Source organism: Bradyrhizobium sp. PSBB068, assembly GCA_016839165.1.
Lineage (GTDB): Bacteria > Pseudomonadota > Alphaproteobacteria > Rhizobiales > Xanthobacteraceae > Bradyrhizobium.
Window position 1 is genome coordinate 5,902,377 of record CP069300.1, and the last position, 19,320, is coordinate 5,921,696.

At 65.6% G+C, this 19,320-nt stretch carries 20 protein-coding genes; 11 read left to right on the forward strand and 9 right to left on the reverse strand.

Annotated features, from left to right (window positions below):
• Positions 1-325 precede the first annotated feature (325 nt).
• Complete coding sequence (locus tag JQ507_27470; GenBank protein QRI68619.1) at positions 326-1,549, forward strand: hypothetical protein; 1,224 nt, start codon at positions 326-328, stop codon at positions 1,547-1,549.
• A 78-nt stretch (positions 1,550-1,627) separates the two neighbouring features.
• Here the strand turns inward: JQ507_27470 and JQ507_27475 are convergent, their stop codons facing one another.
• Positions 1,628-2,407 carry an alpha/beta hydrolase gene (locus JQ507_27475; protein QRI68620.1) on the reverse strand — a complete coding sequence of 260 codons (780 nt, stop codon included), beginning with the start codon at positions 2,405-2,407 and terminating at the stop codon, positions 1,628-1,630.
• A gap of 570 nt (positions 2,408-2,977) precedes the next feature.
• On the opposite strand from JQ507_27475, the gene JQ507_27480 reads away from it, so the two are divergent.
• The 6 genes from JQ507_27480 to JQ507_27505 all read left to right on the forward strand — a co-directional run bounded on the left by JQ507_27480 (position 2,978) and on the right by JQ507_27505 (position 8,577).
• The gene (locus JQ507_27480) at positions 2,978-3,253 is read left to right on the forward strand and encodes a DUF1153 domain-containing protein (GenBank protein QRI68621.1); all 276 of its coding nucleotides are present in this window, start codon (positions 2,978-2,980) and stop codon (positions 3,251-3,253) included.
• 173 nt (positions 3,254-3,426) lie between these two features.
• The gene (gene fliF, locus JQ507_27485) at positions 3,427-5,055 is read left to right on the forward strand and encodes a flagellar M-ring protein FliF (protein QRI68622.1); all 1,629 of its coding nucleotides are present in this window, start codon (positions 3,427-3,429) and stop codon (positions 5,053-5,055) included.
• A gap of 1 nt (position 5,056) precedes the next feature.
• Positions 5,057-6,142: a flagellar motor switch protein FliG gene (fliG, locus tag JQ507_27490; GenBank protein QRI68623.1), complete on the forward strand. Its 1,086-nt coding sequence runs from the start codon at positions 5,057-5,059 to the stop codon at positions 6,140-6,142.
• Positions 6,142-6,765, forward strand: a complete 624-nt coding sequence (fliH, locus tag JQ507_27495; GenBank protein ID QRI68624.1) for a flagellar assembly protein FliH — start codon at positions 6,142-6,144, stop codon at positions 6,763-6,765. Before fliG ends, fliH begins: the two co-directional genes overlap by 1 nt.
• 20 nt (positions 6,766-6,785) lie before the next feature.
• Positions 6,786-7,136, forward strand: coding sequence for a flagellar motor switch protein FliN (gene fliN, locus JQ507_27500; GenBank protein ID QRI68625.1), 351 nt, complete (start codon positions 6,786-6,788; stop codon positions 7,134-7,136).
• A gap of 55 nt (positions 7,137-7,191) precedes the next feature.
• Entirely contained in the window at positions 7,192-8,577 is a 1,386-nt protein-coding gene (locus JQ507_27505; GenBank protein QRI68626.1) for a sigma-54-dependent Fis family transcriptional regulator, read from the forward strand.
• A gap of 39 nt (positions 8,578-8,616) precedes the next feature.
• Here the strand turns inward: JQ507_27505 and JQ507_27510 are convergent, their stop codons facing one another.
• Positions 8,617-8,772 carry a hypothetical protein gene (locus JQ507_27510; GenBank protein QRI68627.1) on the reverse strand — a complete coding sequence of 52 codons (156 nt, stop codon included), beginning with the start codon at positions 8,770-8,772 and terminating at the stop codon, positions 8,617-8,619.
• 169 nt (positions 8,773-8,941) lie between these two features.
• On the opposite strand from JQ507_27510, the gene JQ507_27515 reads away from it, so the two are divergent.
• The gene (locus tag JQ507_27515) at positions 8,942-9,322 is read left to right on the forward strand and encodes a hypothetical protein (GenBank protein QRI68628.1); all 381 of its coding nucleotides are present in this window, start codon (positions 8,942-8,944) and stop codon (positions 9,320-9,322) included.
• Between the two features lie 141 nt (positions 9,323-9,463).
• Here the strand turns inward: JQ507_27515 and JQ507_27520 are convergent, their stop codons facing one another.
• The 7 genes from JQ507_27520 to JQ507_27550 form a co-directional block, all read right to left on the reverse strand.
• Positions 9,464-10,054 (reverse strand): flavin reductase family protein, encoded by a 591-nt coding sequence (locus JQ507_27520; GenBank protein ID QRI68629.1) that lies wholly within the window; start codon positions 10,052-10,054, stop codon positions 9,464-9,466.
• Between the two features lie 7 nt (positions 10,055-10,061).
• Positions 10,062-10,907 (reverse strand): ATP-binding cassette domain-containing protein, encoded by an 846-nt coding sequence (locus tag JQ507_27525; protein QRI73538.1) that lies wholly within the window; start codon positions 10,905-10,907, stop codon positions 10,062-10,064.
• An 8-nt stretch (positions 10,908-10,915) separates the two neighbouring features.
• Positions 10,916-11,722 carry an ABC transporter permease subunit gene (locus tag JQ507_27530; protein ID QRI73539.1) on the reverse strand — a complete coding sequence of 269 codons (807 nt, stop codon included), beginning with the start codon at positions 11,720-11,722 and terminating at the stop codon, positions 10,916-10,918.
• Positions 11,723-11,820: 98 nt separating this feature from the next.
• The gene (gene ssuD / locus JQ507_27535) at positions 11,821-13,002 is read right to left on the reverse strand and encodes an FMNH2-dependent alkanesulfonate monooxygenase (protein ID QRI68630.1); all 1,182 of its coding nucleotides are present in this window, start codon (positions 13,000-13,002) and stop codon (positions 11,821-11,823) included.
• Entirely contained in the window at positions 12,984-13,937 is a 954-nt protein-coding gene (locus JQ507_27540; GenBank protein QRI68631.1) for a sulfonate ABC transporter substrate-binding protein, read from the reverse strand. Before JQ507_27540 ends, ssuD begins: the two co-directional genes overlap by 19 nt.
• Before the next feature lie 40 nt (positions 13,938-13,977).
• Positions 13,978-14,928 (reverse strand): sulfonate ABC transporter substrate-binding protein, encoded by a 951-nt coding sequence (locus JQ507_27545; protein QRI68632.1) that lies wholly within the window; start codon positions 14,926-14,928, stop codon positions 13,978-13,980.
• Positions 14,929-15,136: 208 nt separating this feature from the next.
• Positions 15,137-16,351: an LLM class flavin-dependent oxidoreductase gene (locus JQ507_27550; protein ID QRI68633.1), complete on the reverse strand. Its 1,215-nt coding sequence runs from the start codon at positions 16,349-16,351 to the stop codon at positions 15,137-15,139.
• A gap of 211 nt (positions 16,352-16,562) precedes the next feature.
• On the opposite strand from JQ507_27550, the gene JQ507_27555 reads away from it, so the two are divergent.
• The 3 genes from JQ507_27555 to msrB all read left to right on the forward strand — a co-directional run bounded on the left by JQ507_27555 (position 16,563) and on the right by msrB (position 19,208).
• A complete protein-coding gene (locus JQ507_27555; protein ID QRI68634.1) occupies positions 16,563-17,672 on the forward strand; it encodes an ATP-dependent RecD-like DNA helicase in 1,110 nt (369 codons plus the stop codon).
• Between the two features lie 384 nt (positions 17,673-18,056).
• Positions 18,057-18,773, forward strand: coding sequence for a peptide-methionine (S)-S-oxide reductase MsrA (gene msrA / locus JQ507_27560; GenBank protein QRI68635.1), 717 nt, complete (start codon positions 18,057-18,059; stop codon positions 18,771-18,773).
• A 21-nt stretch (positions 18,774-18,794) separates the two neighbouring features.
• Positions 18,795-19,208: a peptide-methionine (R)-S-oxide reductase MsrB gene (msrB, locus tag JQ507_27565; protein QRI68636.1), complete on the forward strand. Its 414-nt coding sequence runs from the start codon at positions 18,795-18,797 to the stop codon at positions 19,206-19,208.
• Positions 19,209-19,320: the final 112 nt, after the last annotated feature.

Consider the following 19,320-nt stretch of genomic DNA (forward strand, 5'->3'; position numbering starts at 1 on the left):
CTCCGGATCATCAGGACAATCGGCAGACGGCGGCGGCGCGGATGCAGGAGGCGGTGGCTCGGCGTCGGGCGGCATGACGGGATCACCGGGTTCCGGCGCCTCGGGCGGAGGCTCCTCGGGTGCGGGAGCTTCAGGCTCGGGTAGCTCAGGTGGCGGCACTTCAAGCGGGGGAAGTTCTGGTGGCGGCAGCTCAGGCGGCGGCTCGTCGGGCGGTGGCGCTTCGGGCGGTAGCGGCTCGGGTGGCGGCAACACCTCTTCAGGCGGCGGCAGCTCCAGCGGCGGAGGTTCCGGAAGCGGCGGATCACCGGGCCCCGGCAATGGCCTGATGCTCGCCGGACAGCACGGGCTGCTCCAGCCGGTGCTGAACCCGGTCAACGCGGCCGCGTCCAACGCAGCCGGTCTGCTCACCACGATCGGGCAGCAGGCGGGACTGGACGGCACGGGCCACGCCATCACCGGCCTCGCCGGCACGGTCGGACTCGGACAGCTCGGCGCCACCCCCGCTGCCGACGGCCATTCCAATCTCCTGACCGACCTGCTCAACACGCCCGGCGACGTCCTGGCAGGTCACACCTCCGACGCCGTGACGAATCTGGGCGCCGACCTCACCGATACCGTGAATGCGATCGGCGCGCTGCCGGCCGGTCTCGGCCAAGGCAACGGCCTGGTGCTCGCCGGACAGCACGGATTGCTGCAACCGGTGCTGAACGCGGTCAACGCCGGCGCGTCCGACGCAAGCGGTCTTCTCACGACGATCGGGCATGAGGCGGGCCTCGACAACGCGGTTCACGCCGTCACCAATCTCGCCGGCACGGTCGGGCTCGGACAACTCGGCGCTCCGCCCGCTGCCGACGGGCACAGCAATCTCTTGACCGATCTGCTCAACACGCCCGGCGACGTCCTCGCAGGCCATGCGACCGATGCGGTGACGCATCTCGGCGCCGATCTCACCGATACCGTGCACGCAGTCGATGCCGTGCCGGCCAATTTGTTGACCGGTGTTGTCAGTGGAAAGGACGACCCGACCAATCCCGTCGACAATCTGATCCAGGCTGTCGGCCACGACCTGCAGAGCCTGCCGCTGGTGACGGCGAATGGCGGGAACAATGCCGGCGACGGCGGACTGCTCGGCGGAATCGTCGGCAGCCTCGGCAACCCGAACAGCGGCCATCTCGTCACTCTCGACGTCGGTCCGACGCAACCGAACGGACAGGCGATCGATATCCTTGCCGCGCCGACCTCAGGCGATCATCACACCGTCGAGGTCAACGCCGTCGATGTCGGTGCGAACGGACCGCATCTGCTCGATCTCGGCGCGCTGACCGGCACGAATGGTCCGCTCAGCATTCCATCGCTCGGCGGAGCCGGCGCGGACGGGTTGGTCGGCAACCTGCTCGGCGGACTCAATCTCAGCCATGCGCTGGCCGGCAACGTTGCCTCCGGCAATACCGCGAACGCGCCGGTCGATGTCGATGCGGTCGTCCATGACCTGATCCCGCTCACGGGTGACCACGGCATTCTCAACAGCCATGGTGCGCATATCTTATAGAGCGCATGCCAAGCGGCCCTGGGAACGCTCAGCGTTGCCAGGGCCGCTGTGTTATTGATGCGTGGAGGGAGCTGGCACTCACTCCGGCCGTCCTGCGGCGTCGAGGATCAGCCGCGCGATCGGGTCGGGCTGCGAGATCAGCGCGAGGTGACTGGCCTTCAGCTCGATCGTGGTGGCGCCCATCCGCTTCGCCATGAAGCGTTCGAGATCCGGATTGATGGTGCGGTCCTCGGTCGAGACCGCGTAATAGCTCGGCTTGCTGCGCCAGGCCGCTTGGCTGGTCCTGCCAGTAAGCAGTTGCTTGTGGAACGGCTGCTGCACGGCGTAGAGCACCTTCGCCTTGGCTTCCGGCAGGTCGCCGGCGAAATCGCGCAGGAACGCGGCTTCGCTCAACCGGCCCTCGTCGCCGTCGAACACGATGCCGGCGCTCGCCGGCGGCGTCGGATAGGTTTTCGCCAATGCGGTGTAGTCCTCATCCGCATCGGGCGCGCGCGCGGCGACATAGACCAGCGCCGAAACGTTCGGATGCACACCGGCTTCGGTGACGATCATGCCGGAGAAGGAATGGCCGACCAGAACGGTCGGGCCATCCTGGCGATCGAGCACGTGCTGCGCCGAGGCGACCGCCTCCGGCAGCGTGGTCAACGGATTCTGCACGGACGTCACGTTGAGCCCGGCGGCCTGCAGGCGCGGAATGACCTCGGACCAGCACGAGCCGTCGGCGAACAGGCCGTGCACCAGCACGACATTGCGCGCCTGCACCGGCAGCGTGGGTGCGGCAAAACCGCGCGAGGACACCAGTGAAGCTGCCGCACCGGCAAGCAGGGCGGTCGAGAAAGCGCGTCTGTTCATCATCATGACAAGGACCCGAATGGGAGGATTGGCGATGCGCGCCGATCTGCGGCGAGCAGACAATCATTCCTACGCAGGCAACCGCGCGCGGTTACGCGCGGCGTCGCTCCGAGTGCGGAGATCAAGGATAGTTGAAGAGGCGGGAACCACGACGATCGTTCACGTTCGGCGGGGCGAGATTGTGGAAGCGAGCTTCCGATCGAGCATCTCGCCCGGGGCCACCCCTCTCCCCAACCCTCCCCCGCAAGGGGGGAGTGAGCCTGACTGGTGTGCTCACCTCACTTGGCGCGAGTCATTACACGTCAGATTTGTGAGGGACGTACCGGCGGGCGGGTTCCCTCCCCCCTTGCGGGGGAGGGTTAGGGAGAGGGGTACCGCTTGCTCCGTTGCCCGACGAAACCCTGCGAAGCCGCCTGTCCAGCAGCCGATCCGCTCCCTCGCCGTCCCCTTCCCGGCCACCTGTTCCCGGCCGTTCCAACGAGATTCGTATTGAACGCTTGGGCTTAGGCAAATTTTAAACCGGGAGGCGTAGGTTACCAATCGCGAGTTCAGTGGTTGAGAGTTTGTGAGTACACCATGACAGAACCCCATCGCCCGAGGGTGAAATACGTCATCGGGCCTGACGGCAGCCCGTTAACGATTGCGGATTTGCCGGCCCCCGGTACCAAACGGTGGGTCATCCGCCGCAAGGCCGAAGTCGTCGCTGCGGTCCGCGGCGGCCTGCTCTCCCTCGAGGAGGCCTGCAGCCGCTATACGCTGACCGTCGATGAATTCCTTTCCTGGCAGTTCTCGATCGACCAGCATGGTCTGGCCGGACTGCGCACCACACGTATCCAGCAATACCGGCAGTAACCCTGCCAATATCCGTGGCATTTGACGAAAACCGGCCTCGCTCTGCGAAGCCGGTTTTTTTCATGTCCGCGTTTTTGCCGCGGTTCTTAACCTTCGTTAACCATATGGAAACCATACCCTAGGCAATATTTGCCCAGTCGGACCCACGCGGGCCGAATCCCTGGGGGCCGTTGGTGCAAAGTCTGGTTGCTTTCCTGAGAGGTCTTGGTGCGGCCCGCCTCGCGGCCATGGTTGCGGTCACTGCGGCCCTGATCGGCTTCTTCGCGTTCGTCATCATGCGCGTCACCACGCCGCAGATGACCACCCTGTTCACCGACCTGTCGACCGAGGATTCCTCGGCCATCATCAAGGAGCTGGAGCGCCAGGCGATCCCGTTCGAACTGCGCAATGACGGCGCCGCGATCATGGTGCCGAAGGACAAGGTGACGCGGCTCAGGATGAAGCTCGCCGAGGGCGGCATGCCCAAGGGCGGCGGCGTCGGCTACGAGATCTTCGACAAGTCGGACGCGCTGGGCACCACGAGCTTCGTCCAGAACATCAATCATCTGCGCGCGCTGGAGGGCGAGCTCGCCCGCACCATCCGCGCCATCGACCGCGTCCAGGCCGCGCGCGTCCACCTCGTGCTGCCGGAAAAGCCGCTGTTCTCGCGCGAGACGCCGGAGCCCTCGGCCTCGATCGTGCTGCGGGTGCGCGGCGCGCTGGAGCAGCAGCAGATCCGCGCGATCCGCCATGTCGTCGCCTCCGCGGTCAACGGGCTGAAGCCGCAACGGGTCTCGATCGTCGACGAAGCCGGCCAGCTGCTCGCCGACGGCGCCCAATCCGACGCCGATGCCGCTGTTGGCGACGAGCGCCGCGCCGCCTTCGAGAAGCGGATGCGCAAGCAGGTCGAGGACATCGTCTCCTCGGTGGTCGGCGCCGGCCGCGCCCGCGTCCAGCTCTCCGCCGACTTCGACTACAACAAGATCACCCAGACCTCGGACAAGTTCGACCCCGAAGGCCGCGTGCTGCGCTCGACCCAGACCCGCGAGGAATCGAGCCTCACCGCCGACAATTCCGGCCAGGTCACCGTCGCCAACGAGCTGCCGGGCAGCCAGAACCAGGACAACGCCGCCCGCGCCCGCGACCAGAGCAAGAAGAGCGAGGAGACCAACAATTACGAGATCTCCCGCACCACCAAGACCGAGGTGACCGAGGCCGGCCGCGTCAACCGCATCTCGGTCGCGGTGCTGGTCGACGGCGCCTACGCCAAGAACGAAAAAGGCGAGATGGTCTACCAGGACCGCACCAAGGAGCAGCTCGACCGCATCGCCGCCCTGGTCCGTTCCGCGATCGGCTTCGACCAGAAGCGCGGCGACCAGGTCGAGGTCGTCAACCTCCGCTTCGCCGAGCCGCCCGCCTCGCAGCCGATCAGCGAGCCGACCGGCCTGCTCGGCATGCTGCAATTCACCAAGGATGACGTGATGTACGTCATCGAGCTCGGCGTCATGATGATGCTGGGCCTGGTGGTGCTGTTCATGGTGGTGCGTCCGCTGGTCAAGCGCATCGTCGCGGCCGACGCCATTCCGTCGCTCGCCGGCGGCGGCCTGCCTGCGCTCGCCGAAGCCCATGCCGAGAGCGCCGGGGCGACCGGCCAGGCGCTGATCCCGAGCGGCAGCGGCACGGCGCAGTTGATCGACGTGGCCCAGATCCAGGGCCAGGTGCACGCCCAGGCCGTGCACCGGGTCGGCGAGCTCGCCGAGCGCAATCCGAACGAGACCGTCTCCATCGTCCGTCAATGGCTGAGCGAGCCGGTAGAGAACTGACATGGCCGCCGTACCCCAGACCACCAACGCCAACGATATCGCCACCGTCCTGTCGACGCTGGCGAACCGGCAGAGCGCCCGGCCCAAAGGCAAGCCGCTGCCCGGCCCGAAGCGCGCCGCGATCCTGATGCTCGCGCTCGGCGAACAATATGGCGGCAAGATCTGGTCGATGCTCGACGACGAGGAGGTCCGCGAGCTGTCGGTCCACATGTCGACGCTCGGCACCGTCGAGGCCGACGTGGTCGAGGACCTGATGCTGGAATTCGTCTCGCGGATGTCGGCCTCCGGCGCGCTGATGGGCAATTTCGACGCCACCGAACGGCTGCTGCAGCAATATCTGCCGGCCGAGCGCGTCACCGGCATCATGGACGAGATCCGCGGCCCCGCCGGCCGCAACATGTGGGAGAAGCTCTCCAACGTGCAGGAAGAGGTGCTCGCCAACTACCTCAAGAACGAGTACCCGCAGACCATCGCCGTGGTGCTGTCGAAGCTGAAGCCGGAGCACGCCGCGCGGGTGCTCGCAATCCTGCCCGAAGACATCGCGCTCGACGTGGTCGGCCGCATGCTCCGGATGGAGGCGGTGCAGAAGGAAGTGATCGAGCGCGTCGAGCAGACGCTGCGCACCGAGTTCATGTCGAACCTGTCGCAGACCCGCCGCCGCGATGCCCATGAGGTGATGGCCGAGATCTTCAACAATTTCGACCGCCAGACCGAGACCCGCTTCATCACCTCGCTGGAAGAAGAGAACCGTGAATCCGCCGAGCGCATCAAGGCGCTGATGTTCACCTTCGACGACCTGATCAAGCTCGACTCCGCCTCGGCCCAGACCCTGATGCGCAACATCGACAAGGACAAGCTCGGCGTCGCGCTGAAGAGCGCCAATGAGGAGGTGCGCAGCTTCTTCCTCGGCAACATGTCCTCGCGCGCCGGCAAGATGCTGATGGACGACATGGCGGCGATGGGCCCGGTGCGGCTGCGCGACGTCGACGAGGCGCAGGCGCTCTTGGTCAACCTCGCCAAGGATCTCGCCGCCCGCGGCGAGATCACGCTGACCAAGAACCGCGCCGACGACGAGCTGGTGTACTGATGGCCGCACCTGCAAAATTCCTGTTCGACACCGACTTCTCGGCCCCGGACCGCGCCCGCGAGCGCGCGCCGACACCCGCCGAGGTCGCCCAGAAGGTCGCCGACGCCGAGGCCCGGGCCTATCGCGCCGGCTACGAGGCCGCGCTGCGCGAGGCCAAGGTCGAGAGCGACCGCCGCGCCGCGCAGGCACTCGAAGAGATCGGCACCGCGATCAAGGGCATTGCGGCGCGCTTTGCCGGCATCGAGACGCGGATGGAGACCGAGGCGGTCGACGTCGCCGTCGCGGTCGCCCGCAAGCTCTGCAATGAGCTGGTCGCGCGCGAGCCGCTCGGCGAGATCACCGCCTTGGTCAGCGACTGCTTCTCGCATCTGGTGGCGACGCCGCATCTCGTGGTCCGCATCAACGACGCGCTGTATGAGGCGGCGCATCACAACATCGAGCAGATGGCGGCGCATTCGGGCTTCCAGGGCCGGCTGGTGATCCTGGCCGAGCCGACCATCGCGACCGGCGACTGCCGGATCGAATGGGCTGACGGCGGCGTCGTGCTGGAGCGCGCCGCGATCGAAGGCAAGATCAACGAACTCGTCGGGCGCTATCTGGCGTCCCGCGGCCAGGCCGGCTGAAGGCGATTGAGGGCTGAACCATGAGCGACACCGACACCCACGTCCCGCTTCCCGATCTCAACGCCGCCGATGCGCCCGGGATCGACGACATCGGCTACAACGAGGACGAAAATGCCGCGCGCATCGCGGCCGACCTCGAGGCCGTGTTCGACGTGCCGGTGCAGGTTTCGGCGGTGCTCGGCCGCTCCAAGATGGACGTCGGCGACCTCCTGAAGCTCGGGCCGGGCACCGTGCTCGAACTCGACCGCCGGGTCGGCGAGGCGATCGACATCTATGTCAACAACCGCCTGGTGGCGCGTGGTGAAGTGGTGCTGGTGGAAGACAAGCTCGGCGTGACCATGACCGAAATCATCAAGGCAGAACGCTCTTAAACGAATGCAACGGTAGCGCGCGGAACCTGCGCGACCAGACGAACAGGAGATCATCATGCGGCTTCTCATCGTTGGCACCCTGAAGGGCCAGCTCACGACCGCGACCAAGATCGCGATGGACAACGGCGCCTCGGTGACCCACGCCGAGGCCGCCGAACAGGCGATGAACGTGCTGCGCGGCGGCAAGGGCGCCGACCTGCTGCTGGTCGATGTCGGCCTCGACATCCGCGATCTCGTGATGCGGCTCGAGGCCGAGCACATCCACGTGCCGATCGTCGCCTGCGGCATCTCCAACGACGCCCGCGCCGCGGTCGCCGCGATTCACGCCGGCGCCAAGGAATACATCCCGCTGCCGCCCGACCCCGAGCTGATCGCAGCCGTGCTCGCCGCGGTCGCCAACGACGCGCGCGACCTGATCTGGCGCGACGAGGCGATGGGCCGGGTGATCAAGCTGGCGCAGCAGATCGCGGGCTCCGACGCCTCGGTCATGATCACCGGCGAGTCCGGCACCGGCAAGGAAGTGCTGGCGCGCTATGTCCACTCGCGCTCGGCCCGCGCCAAGCGGCCGTTCATCTCGATCAACTGCGCGGCGATCCCCGAGCACCTACTGGAATCCGAGCTGTTCGGCCACGAGAAGGGCGCCTTCACCGGCGCGGTGGCCCGCCGGATCGGCAAGTTCGAGGAAGCGACCGGCGGCACGCTGCTGCTCGACGAAATCTCCGAGATGGACGTCCGCCTGCAATCAAAGCTGTTGCGCGCGATTCAGGAGCGGGTGATCGACCGCGTCGGCGGCACCAGGCCGGTTCCGGTCGACATCCGCATCATCGCGACCTCGAACCGCAATCTGTCCGAGGCGGTGCGCGAAGGCAGCTTCCGCGAGGACCTGCTGTTCCGCCTCAACGTCGTCAATCTGAAGATCCCGCCGCTGCGCGATCGTCCGGCCGACATCCTCGAACTGGCGCAGCATTTCGCCAAGAAATATGCCGAAGCCAACGGCCTTCCGGTCCGTCCGATCTCCGCCGAGGCCCGCCGCGTCCTGACCGCGAACCGCTGGCAGGGCAACGTCCGCGAGCTCGAGAACACCATCCATCGCTCGGTGCTGATGGCGCAAGGCGACGAGATCGGCCCCGATGCGATCCTGACCCCCGACGGCGACCGCCTCGACCTTGCCAAGACCGCGCCCGCGGTGGCGCATGCGACGCTGGCCGCCGAGCAGGTCACCCGCGCGCTGGTCGGCCGCACCGTCGCCGACGTCGAACGCGATCTGATCCTGGAAACTTTGAAGCACTGCCTCGGCAACCGCACCCATGCGGCCAACATCCTCGGCATCTCGATCCGGACGCTGCGCAACAAGCTGAACGAATATGCCGACGGCGGCATCCCGATCACCCCGGCCGGCAACGGCGCGCCCGACTATCAGCGCATGGCCAACGCCGGCTGAGCAAGCAAGCGGCGGGGAAATCCCGCTGCGTGCCTTGCCTCACGAATAGTTCGGCGCATCAGGCTTGCGAAAGATCCGGATCGGATCGCCCGGCGTGATGTCGCGGCCGGTGAAGGTCACATAGGCATAGAGCGCGAGATAGGCGACGGCGATCGCACCCACGAGATAGAACAGCCAGGCTCCCAGGCGCTTCATCGAACCGTCACGTCTCCGAAATATCCGCGGCTTTTAGTGCGCTTGCCGGAAAACCGCCACGGCCAACATGCTGCGCCGGCCTCCCTGCCGTTGATCCCTTGAATCTTGCGGCCGGTTGCCGTATTCAATCTCCTATTGTGATTTTACTTTTAGACAACTGGAGAGTGATATGGCTCTTTACGCGCAGACCAGCGGCAACCATTCGACGAATGCCCCCACCTGGACGCCGATTCCCGGCCTCGCTCTGACGATTCCCGAAGGCGTCGGCACCACGGCCGTCATCACCCTCAACGTTCCGATGCCCTATGCCACCGGCAACGAAAATCCAGGCGGCACATTCGGTGTCAGCGTCAACGGCGCGATTTCGCCAGTCGTGGCGAGCTTCACCTACAATGAGCCGGTGCCGATCAGTTCGGGCCGCATCCCGACCACGCTGGTCGTCGGCATCCCGCTCGCCAACGCGGCCCAGTCCGTTCAGGCGGTCTGGTACGGCGTCCGCGGCAGCACCGTGATCATCGACAGCCCGGCGACGCTGAGCGCGGTCCTCTGAAGCATGATCCGGAAAAGTGCGAAGCGGTTTTCCGAAAAGATCATGCTCAAACAAGAGCTAAAGCGCGATGACGATTCAACCAAATATCATCGCGCTTTAAAGGCAGATCCGGACGGGCGGCGCGGCTGCGCGGATCAGAGCCTAACCCACGTCCCGGGCGTGGACGTGCCGTGATGGCAGGCTGACCTCGGCCAGCCTGGCGGCGTCCTCGTCGCGGTCGATCGCGACGTATTCGCCGTGCCAATACGCCAGCGCGGCGGTGCGTTCCGATGCGATCACATCGAGCACGCGGCCGATGACGATTGCATGAGAATGCCGCTCGATGATCTCCTCGACCTCGCAGTCGATCGCCGCCAGCGCGCCGACCAGCAACGGAACACCCGTCGCGCGCGTCGCCCATTCGGCACCTTCGAACCGCTCGGCGCCCTTCAGGCCGCCCTTGCCGGTGAAACGCTCGGCGATCTCGAGCTGATCTGCGTTCAGAATGTTGACGCCGAACGCGCCGTGACGCGCGATCAGCGGCCAGGAAGAGGCGGCGCGGTTGATGCTGACGATCAGCGACGGCGGCTCGACCGACAGCGACGACACCGAGGTCACCGTCATCCCCGAGATGTCCTTGCCCTTACCGGCCGTGATGATGCTGACGCCGCCGGTGAGATGGCGCATCGCGCCGCGAAAGTCGGCGGCGCTGACCGCGGGTTCGATCGAAACATTGCGCACGACGGAGTTCATGGCGACCTCACAGACCGGATGTGTCTTCACTGCCCTCGAGCAGGTGCTTCAGGATCTCGCCTTCCAGCGCGGCGAGCTCGGCCGAACCGCGCCGGCGCGGCCGCCGCAGGTCGATCGTGACATCCTCGGCGATCCGGCCGTCCTCGATGACCAGCACGCGGTCGGCGAGCGCGACCGCCTCGGCGACGTCGTGCGTCACCAGGATCGCGGTAAAGTCCTGGTCGCGCCAGACCCGCTCCAGCAATTGCTGCATCGAGATCCGGGTCAGCGCGTCGAGCGCGCCGAGCGGCTCGTCGAACGCCAGCACACGCGGCTGGCTGACCAGCGCCCGCGCCAGTGCGACGCGCTGCTTCTGGCCGCCGGAGAGCACCGCCGGCCACTGGCCGCGCTTGTCGCCGAGGCCGACCTCGACCAGCGCGCGCTCGGCGCGCGCCTGCGCATCGGCCGAGGAACGCTCGCGCCCCAGCCCGACCTCGACATTGGAGAGCACCCGCGCCCAGGGCAGCAACCGCGGCTCCTGGAACATGACGCGGACATCCTGAGCCCGCGGCTGTTCGCCGAAAGCGATGCTGCCCGCGGTCGGCGCGTCGAGTCCCGCGATCAGGCGCAGCAGCGTGCTCTTGCCGCAGCCGCTACGGCCGACGATCGCGACGAACTGGCCGGCCGGGATGTGCAGGTCGATGCCGCGCAGCACCTCATTGTCGCCGAACGCCTTGCGCAGGCCGCGGATGGTCAGCGACAGGCCGCGCGCCGCGGCTTCGGGCGCTCGCCGCAGCTGCCGCGCCTGCACGACAATGTCGGCGCGGTCGACCGGCTCGCCGTCCACCGCCTGGAAACGAAGCGCTTCTTGCATTCTCATTCTCACTTCTTCTGGAAGGCGGGATGCCATGACAAGGTCAGCCGCTCCAGCGCCCGCGAGGCGCTGTCGGCGAGCTTGCCGAGCAAGGCGTAGATCAGGATCGAGAGCACGACGACATCGATCAGCATGAACTCGCGGGCCTGCATCGCCATGTATCCGAGCCCCGACGAGGCCGCGATGGTCTCCGCGACGATCAAGGTCAGCCACATGATGCCGAGCGCAAAGCGCAGGCCGACGAAGATCGAGGGCAACGCGCCGGGGAAGATCACCCGGCGGAACAGCTCGCCGTCGGTCATGCCGTAGATCCGGCCCATCTCGATCAGCTGCGGATCGACGGTACGGATGCCGTGCAGCGTGTTGAGATAGATCGGGAAGAACACGCCGAGCGCCACGAGAAAGAGCTTGGCCGACTCGTCGATGCCGAACCAGAGGATGACGAGCGGGATCAAGGCCAGATGCGGGATGTTGCGCACCATTTGCAGCGTGGTGTCGGTGAGCTTCGCCGATAGTTGCGACAACCCGTTGGCGAGGCCGAAGGCGAAGCCGATGCCGCCGCCGATCACAAAGCCGATCGAGGCGCGCCAGAAGCTGACCCAGATGTTGCGGACCAGCTCGCCCGAGAGCAGCAGCTTCCACCCCGCAAGCGCGACATCGGTCGGCGCCGGGAGCACGCGTGACGGCACGTAGCCGGTGACGCAGGCAAGCTGCCAGATCAGAACGATCGCGAGCGGCACGATCCACGGGATCAGGCCGTCGACCCTGGGCAATTTGAGAACGCTGGAGCTGCTTCCGTTCCGATCGGATCGGATCGGAGCTTCAGATTTTTGGTTTGACGTGTTTTCTTCACGCGAACCGGCACCCACCTCGCTCGAAAACGCTTTGCGGCGCGGGAGTGAATCGATCAAGCTCATGATTGCGACGCCTGTTTCTGCGGCCGATATTCGTTGCCGATGGTCTCACCGAACGGCCCGGTGTTGACCCTGATCGACGTCACGTTGTTGCCGTGCGCAAGCGACAGCAGCGGGAACACCAGCTCGGCGAAGCGATAGGCTTCCTCCAGATGCGGGTAACCCGACATGATGAACGTATCGACGCCGATCTCCTGATACTCCTTGATCCGCGCTGCGACGGTCTCGGGATCGCCGACCAGCGCGGTGCCGGCACCGCCGCGCACCAGGCCGACGCCGGCCCACAGGTTCGGGCTGATCTCGAGCTGGTCGCGCCGGCCGCCATGCAGCTGCGCCATCCGCTGCTGGCCGACCGAATCCATCCGCGAGAAGATCTTTTGCGCGGTAGCGATGGTGTCGTCGGTGACGTACTGGATCAGCTCGTCGGCCGCCTTCCACGCCTCGGCATTGGTCTCGCGCACGATCACGTGCAGGCGGATGCCGAACGAGAGCTTGCGGCCGCGCTGCGCGGCAACCGCCTTCACCTTGGCGATCTTCTCGGCGACCTGCGCCGGCGGCTCACCCCAGGTCAGGTACTTGTCGACGGTGTCGACCGCGACGTCGATGCCGGCATCCGACGAGCCGCCGAAATACAGCGGCGGCCGCGGCGACTGCACCGGATTGAACAGCAGACGGCCGTCCTCGATCCTTATGTGCTGGCCCTCGACGTTGACCGTCTTGCCCGCGAGCAGATCGCTGTAGACGTTGAGAAACTCGCGGGTCACCGCATAGCGCTCGTCGTGGTCGAGGAAGATGCCGTCGCCCTTGTTCTCGATCGGATCGCCGCCGGTGACGACGTTGATCAGCAGGCGGCCGTTCGACAGCCGGTCCAAGGTCGCGGTCATGCGGGCGGCGACGCTCGGCGACTGCAGGCCGGGCCTGACCGCCACGAGGTAACGCAGCCGCTCGGTCCAGGGCGCGACGGCCGAGGCCACCACCCAGGAGTCCTCGCAACTCCGCCCGGTCGGCAGCAGCACGCCGTAATAGCCGAGCTGGTCGGCGGCCTGCGCGATCTGGCGCAGATAGTTGAAGTTCACCTCGCGGCCGCCGATCGACGTGCCGAGATAGCGGCTGTCGCCATGGGTCGGCAGGAACCAGAGGATGTTGGCGTTGGTTGGGGTGCTCACGTGCCCGGCCTCCATGCGACGTCGGAAATCTTGATTTGTTTGGGGATCAGGCCGAGCGCGAAGAACGTGTCGGCAACCTGTTGCTGATCCGCGATGACGGCATCGGTGACCGGCTTGATGCCGTAGGCCTGCCGCTTCAGCGCGACCTCCACCACCGGCACCGACAGGCCGATGTTTGGCGCCAGCTGTTCGGCGACGGCGTGGATATCGCTCTTGGCCCAGTCATCGACTTCGCTGAGCTGCGCCAGCACCAGCTCGACGATCTTCGCATCGGCCTGCAAGAACTTCTTCGAGGCGAAGTAGAACTGGTAGTTGGCGACGACGCCGGTGCCGTCGGCAACCGTGCGCGCACCGGTCGCAGCTTCTGCCGCGGCCTGGAACGGATCCCAGATCACCCAGGCATCGACCGCACCACGCTCGAACGCCGCGCGTGCATCAGCCGGCGCCAGGAACACCGGCTCGATCTCGGAATATTTGACGCCGGCCTTCTCCAGCGCCTTCACCAGCAGATAGTGGACGTTGGAGCCCTTGTTGAGCGCGACTTTCTTGCCCTTGAGGTCAGTGACCGACTTGATCGGGCTGTCCTTCGGCACCAGGATCGCCTCGCCTTTCGGCGCCGGTGGCTCGTAGGCGACATACTGGATCGGCGCGCCCGCGGCCTGCGCGAAGATCGGCGGCGCCTCGCCGGTGTTGCCGAAATCGATCGCGCCGACATTGAGCGCCTCGAGCAGCGGCGGCCCGGACGGAAACTCGGTCCAGACGACCGAGTAGCCGACCGACTTCAGCTTCTGCTCGAGCGAGCCCTTGCTCTTGAGCAAAACCAGCTTGCCGTATTTCTGGAAGCCGATGCGGACCACCTTGTCCTGACCGTAGGACGCGCCGACCGTCGCCGCGACGATGCTGACCGATATCACCGCGCGGGCGACCCAGCGCCGGAACAAACGCGTCATGGGAAATTCCTCTGCATTGCAATGACCAATCACACGCCGATCAGGTCTGGGTATTGCGCCAGACGATGTCGCGGATCGCGATCTGCTTCGGGATCAGGCCCAGCTTGAAAAAGCGATCGGCAACACCCTGCTGGGTTGCAACCACGTCATCGGTCACGGGGCCGACCGAGAAGCCGGCCCGCCGCGCCGCGATGGTCTGGATATCGAGCGGCACGCCGGTGACGGCAGCCAGCGATTTCGCGACCTCGTCGGGATGCGCCTCCGCCCACTTCGCGCTCGACGTCGTGACGTCGACGATCTGCTGCAGCAATGCGCCGTGCTTGTTCGCGAAGTCGCGGTTGGCGATGTAGAACGCGTTGGTCTTGGTGACGTCGCTTGTATTGATCAGAATGCGGCCGTTCTGCTTGGTCTCGGCGATCGCGAAATACGGATCCCAGATCGCCCAGGCATCGATGCCGCCATTGGCGAAGGCGGGGCCGGCGTCCGGCGGCGTCAGATAGACCGGTGTGATGTCATTATAGGTCAGCCCGGCCTTCTCCAGGGTCTGGATCACGACGTTATGCGCGCTGGATCCCTTGGTGAAGCCGACGCGCTTGCCCTTGAGGTCGGCAATGGTCTTGATTGCCGAGTTCTGCGGCACCAGGATGCCCGATCCGTTGATGATGGGCTGGGCCGCGGCATAGACGATCGCCGCACCCGCGGCCTGGGCGAAAATCGGCGGGGAATCGCCGACTGCGCCGTAATCGACGCTGCCGACATTCATCGCCTCCATCATCGGCGGGCCCGACGAGAATTCGACCCATTTCACACTGACGCCCTGTGGCTTGAAATGATTTTCCAAGGACTCGCGCTGCCGCGTGATAACCAGCACGCCGTTCTTCTGGTAGCCGATACGAATTTCCTTCGAGTCCGCCTGCGCCTGCGCGCCACGGGACAGCGCGGCTGATGCGGCTGTGGCGAGCGACAGCTGGAGGAACTCACGACGCTTCATTCCAAGAATCTCCTGACGATCAAACGCGCTACCGGGCGCGCGATCATGCGATGTCAGGATGATGGGGCGCGCGAATGAAGCTGTCGAGCACCGCACAAAAATAGCGATGCCTGCACTTCGGTGCAGGCATCGCGCGTGCCGTTTCGTTCAAGGCACAGGTCGCACGTAGCGAATTATTTTCTTCACGCGATTGCGAGGTCGCTGCACATTAATTCATCAGGCCTGCGGCTGCGGTCTTCGGGCCGACATTGACCGCGAGCTTACCATAACGGTCCGAGAACGCCTGGGTGTCGATCTCCTCGAGCTGGATCGAGCCGTCAAGCACCCCCCTCTTCCAGGCCTCGTGCTCGGGATCGTGCTGGAACTCGGGCATCACCTCTTTCCCGAACAACTCGAGCGATTCACAGATGTGCTCATGGGTGTTCTTGCCCGCCTGGTTGAGCAGGATCACCTGGTCGATATGCGAGGCGCGGAAACGCCGCAGCTTCTTGCGCAGTGTTTCCGGCGACCCGATCAGGCCGCCGCGCAACGCGGCCTCCTGCGCCTCCGGATTGTCGCGCTTCCACTTGTTGTACTCGTCCCACATGTTGACGGTGCCGGGCGCCGGGCGTTGCCGGTTCTGCGCCTGGCCGTAATAGCGCAGCGCGAACTGGAAGAAGGTCGCGCCGTCGGCGCGCCGACGTGCCTCCTCGTCGGTCTCCGCGCACATGAAGAACGAAACCAGCGCCATGTTGGGATTGATCTCGTAGTCGGCGAGCTTCTTCAGCCGCTTGGTGATCGCATTGTAATAGGCGTGCACCCAGGCATGCGCCGCCTCGGCGCTGACGAACTGGAAGCCGAGTGCGCCGAATCCGTTCTGCCCGGCGCGTTCGATGGTCGGCAGCTGCGAGCAGGCCATCCAGAGCGGCGGATGCGGCTTCTGCACCGGCTTCGGCACCACATTGCGCAACGGGATGTCGAAATATTTGCCGTGATGCTCGGTGCCGGTCTTGGTGAACATCGGGAAGATCGCCTGCACCGCTTCCTCGAACACCTCGCGCTTGGTCTCCATGTCGCGGCCGAACGGCGTCAGCTCGGTGATCGAGGCGCTCTCGCCCATGCCGAATTCGCAGCGGCCGTTGCTCAGGAGATCGAGCACCGCAACCCGCTCGGCGACCCGCGCCGGATGATTGGTGGTGAGCTGGAAGATGCCGTGGCCGAGCCGGATATTCCTGGTGCGCTGGCTCGCGGCCGCAAGGAAGGATTCCGGCGCCGGCGAGTGCGAATATTCCTCGAGGAAGTGATGCTCGACGACCCAGGCGTAATCGTAAGCGAGCCGGTCGGCGGTCTCCAATTGTGTCAGCGCATTCTGGTAGAGCCTGAGCTCGTCGCCGTCATTCCAGGGGCGCGGCAGTTGCAGCTCGTAGAAGATGCCGAATTTCATGGCGTCACTCCCAAGGTCGGGTCCATCTATCGTGGCCCGACCACTTGTTGTTTTCAGGCAGTCTAGTGCTGCTCCGGACCAAGTCTAGCCTCGGGAGTGAAACGCCAATTCCGCGCAGCGGAAGCCGGCTTGATCGGAACGCACGAATGGTTAGCTTGTAAGGAGCTGAGTCGCGGCGTTATTGATCGCGCGCTCACCCTTCCGAAAGCTCATGACCACCTTTACGCCGCATCAGGATTCCGCGCTGAAAGCCGTCGCCGACTGGCTGAAAGCCAAGCCCGGTCAGAACGGGACGCCGCCGGTGTTCCGCCTGTTCGGCTATGCCGGAACCGGCAAGACCACGCTCGCCCAGCACATCGCCGAGGGCGTCGACGGCGAGGTGAAGTTCGCTGCCTTCACCGGCAAGGCGGCGCTGGTGATGCGCAACAAGGGGTGCGACAGCGCGTCCACGATCCATTCGCTGATCTACCGCGCCCGCGAGTCCGGCGTCGAGCAGCCGAGCTTCGAACTCTGGGACGACGCGCCGGCATCGAAGGCCAAGCTGATCGTGATCGACGAATGCTCGATGGTCGATGCCGAGCTCGGCCGCGATCTGATGTCGTTCGATTGCCCGCTGCTGGTGCTCGGCGATCCCGCGCAATTGCCGCCGATCCAGGGCGGCGGCTTCTTCACCGACGCCGAGCCGGACGCGATGCTGACCGAGGTGCATCGCCAGGCGCAGGACGATCCGATCGTGCGGATGTCGATGGATATCCGCGAAGGCCGCGAGCTCGAGATCGGCCGCCACGGCGAGAGCGAGGTGGTGTCGCGCAAGGAGCTCGATCCGGACCGCGTGATGAGCGCCGACCAGGTGCTGGTCGGGCGCAACAACACCCGCCGCGCCTACAACATGCGGGTGCGGCAGCGGCTGAACATCGAGGATCCCCTCCCCGTCGCCGGCGACAAGCTGGTCTGCCTGCGCAACAACCGCAAGAAGGGCCTGTTCAACGGCGGGCTGTGGCGGGTCAAGGCGCGCGCGCAGTCGAAATCCAAGATCATCACCATGCGCGTGATGCCGGACGAGGATTTCGGCTACAAGGTCACCAAAGTCTCGGTGCGCGGCGAATGCTTCGACGGCGGCGTCGAGGGCGTGCCGTGGGAGCAGCGCAAGCCCTATGACGAATTCGACTTCGGCTACGTGCTGACCGTGCACAAGTCGCAGGGCTCGCAATGGGACGACGTCGTGCTGTTCGACGAAAGCTTTGCGTTCCAGGACTCGCGCGCGCGGTGGCTGTACACGGGCATCACGCGGGCGGCGAAGCGGCTGAGCGTGGTGGTGTGATGGCCCCGCAGGCGCCGACGTCATCCTGACAGCAGATGAGTGCGTGACACCAACATTCAGCGTCGTCCTGGCGAAAGCCAGGACCCGTTACCCCGGCTGCTTGTTGCTGCGGGACGCTCTGGGGCCACGATCCCGCCGACAGTTACATTTGGTGGTTATGGGTCCTGGCTTTCGCCAGGACGACGTGCGTGGAGGGGCCCGCGGGCAAAAATCCATCACCGTCATCCCTGAACCTCGCTGATTTCCCTCACGAAACCGTGTGGCCCGTGCCGTAACAAAACGGCCCCTCGCCCGTATTTTGAAGCGTCGGAGCAGCCGGCCCGGTTTGCCAATGCCGGCGCCCGCTCTAGACTGGCCCTTAAATTGCGATCCCACGAGGAACCCATGCCCAAGAGCTCCCTCAGCCGCCTCTCGCTTTGCGCCGCCGCGATCGGCGCGCTGGCCGTGGCCGCCTTTGCAATCGCGCCCTCGCTTGCCGCCGAGGACGCCGTGATCATCCCGCCGCCGGCGGCGGACGCACATGAGAGCGGCATCAAGACAGCCGTCCTGTCGGGCGGTTGCTTCTGGGGCGTCCAGGGCGTGTTCCAGCACACCGCCGGCGTCACCAGCGCGGTGTCCGGCTACTCCGGCGGCAGCAAGGCGAATGCCGACTACGAGAAGGTCTCGACCGGCACCACCGGCCACGCCGAGTCCGTCGAAATCAAGTACGACCCGCAGAAGATCTCCTACGGCAAGATCCTGCAGATCTTCTTCTCCGTCGTGCATGACCCGACCCAGCTGAATCGCCAAGGCCCCGATTCCGGCACGCAATATCGCTCGGCGATCTTCACCACCAGCGAGGAGCAGAAGAAGGTGGCGGACGCCTATATCGCCCAGCTCAACGCGGCCAAGGTCTACAAGAAGCCGATCGTGACCAAGGTCGGAACGCTCGAGGCGTTCTATCCGGCCGAGGGCTACCACCAGGACTATCTGACGCTGCACCCGAACCAGCCCTATATCGCGTATAACGACATCCCGAAGGTCGAGAACCTGAAGAAGATCTTCGCGGAGAACTACGTCGAGAAGCCGACGCTGGTGAGCAGCACCAAGGTCACCAACTGAGCAGCTCGCAAAGGAGGTTGAATGTCCGATACCAAGACCGACGGCAAGGTCCGCAAGAGCGAGGCCGAGTGGCGCAAGGAATTGACGCCGATGCAGTACGCCGTGCTGCGGGAGAAGGCGACCGAGCGGCCGTTCACCGGCGAATACGAACATGACCCGCGCAAGGGCACCTATGTCTGCGCCGGCTGCGGCCAGACGCTGTTCGAGTCCGACCAGAAGTTCGATTCCGGCTGCGGCTGGCCGAGCTTCTCCAAGCCCGCGATCGAGAGCCACGTCGACGAGGAGCGCGATGTGAGCCACGGCATGATCCGCACCGAGGTGCTGTGCTCGAAATGCGACGGCCATCTCGGCCACGTCTTCAACGACGGCCCCGGCCCGACCGGCCTGCGCTACTGCATCAACTCGGCGGCGCTGAAGCTGAACGAGACGAAGTAGGCGGCCACTACCCAAGCCCCGCGCGACCACCAACCGGTCGCGCGGGGCTTTGCTTTGCCTCGAGGGCCCAACAATATCCTCGTGATCGGCCCGAGCGATTAACGACTCGCGG

What these genes read in the sequence shown, in the direction of transcription:
- JQ507_27470 (QRI68619.1), top strand. Translation starts at nt 326, where the DNA reads ATGCTCGCCGGACAGCACGGGCTGCTCCAGCCGGTGCTGAACCCGGTC.
- JQ507_27475 (QRI68620.1), bottom strand. Translation starts at nt 2,407, where the DNA reads ATGATGATGAACAGACGCGCTTTCTCGACCGCCCTGCTTGCCGGTGCG.
- JQ507_27480 (QRI68621.1), top strand. Translation starts at nt 2,978, where the DNA reads ATGACAGAACCCCATCGCCCGAGGGTGAAATACGTCATCGGGCCTGAC.
- fliG (QRI68623.1), top strand. Translation starts at nt 5,057, where the DNA reads ATGGCCGCCGTACCCCAGACCACCAACGCCAACGATATCGCCACCGTC.
- fliH (QRI68624.1), top strand. Translation starts at nt 6,142, where the DNA reads ATGGCCGCACCTGCAAAATTCCTGTTCGACACCGACTTCTCGGCCCCG.
- fliN (QRI68625.1), top strand. Translation starts at nt 6,786, where the DNA reads ATGAGCGACACCGACACCCACGTCCCGCTTCCCGATCTCAACGCCGCC.
- JQ507_27505 (QRI68626.1), top strand. Translation starts at nt 7,192, where the DNA reads ATGCGGCTTCTCATCGTTGGCACCCTGAAGGGCCAGCTCACGACCGCG.
- JQ507_27510 (QRI68627.1), bottom strand. Translation starts at nt 8,772, where the DNA reads ATGAAGCGCCTGGGAGCCTGGCTGTTCTATCTCGTGGGTGCGATCGCC.
- JQ507_27515 (QRI68628.1), top strand. Translation starts at nt 8,942, where the DNA reads ATGGCTCTTTACGCGCAGACCAGCGGCAACCATTCGACGAATGCCCCC.
- JQ507_27520 (QRI68629.1), bottom strand. Translation starts at nt 10,054, where the DNA reads ATGAACTCCGTCGTGCGCAATGTTTCGATCGAACCCGCGGTCAGCGCC.
- JQ507_27525 (QRI73538.1), bottom strand. Translation starts at nt 10,907, where the DNA reads ATGCAAGAAGCGCTTCGTTTCCAGGCGGTGGACGGCGAGCCGGTCGAC.
- ssuD (QRI68630.1), bottom strand. Translation starts at nt 13,002, where the DNA reads ATGGAGGCCGGGCACGTGAGCACCCCAACCAACGCCAACATCCTCTGG.
- JQ507_27540 (QRI68631.1), bottom strand. Translation starts at nt 13,937, where the DNA reads ATGACGCGTTTGTTCCGGCGCTGGGTCGCCCGCGCGGTGATATCGGTC.
- JQ507_27545 (QRI68632.1), bottom strand. Translation starts at nt 14,928, where the DNA reads ATGAAGCGTCGTGAGTTCCTCCAGCTGTCGCTCGCCACAGCCGCATCA.
- JQ507_27550 (QRI68633.1), bottom strand. Translation starts at nt 16,351, where the DNA reads ATGAAATTCGGCATCTTCTACGAGCTGCAACTGCCGCGCCCCTGGAAT.
- JQ507_27555 (QRI68634.1), top strand. Translation starts at nt 16,563, where the DNA reads ATGACCACCTTTACGCCGCATCAGGATTCCGCGCTGAAAGCCGTCGCC.
- msrA (QRI68635.1), top strand. Translation starts at nt 18,057, where the DNA reads ATGCCCAAGAGCTCCCTCAGCCGCCTCTCGCTTTGCGCCGCCGCGATC.
- msrB (QRI68636.1), top strand. Translation starts at nt 18,795, where the DNA reads ATGTCCGATACCAAGACCGACGGCAAGGTCCGCAAGAGCGAGGCCGAG.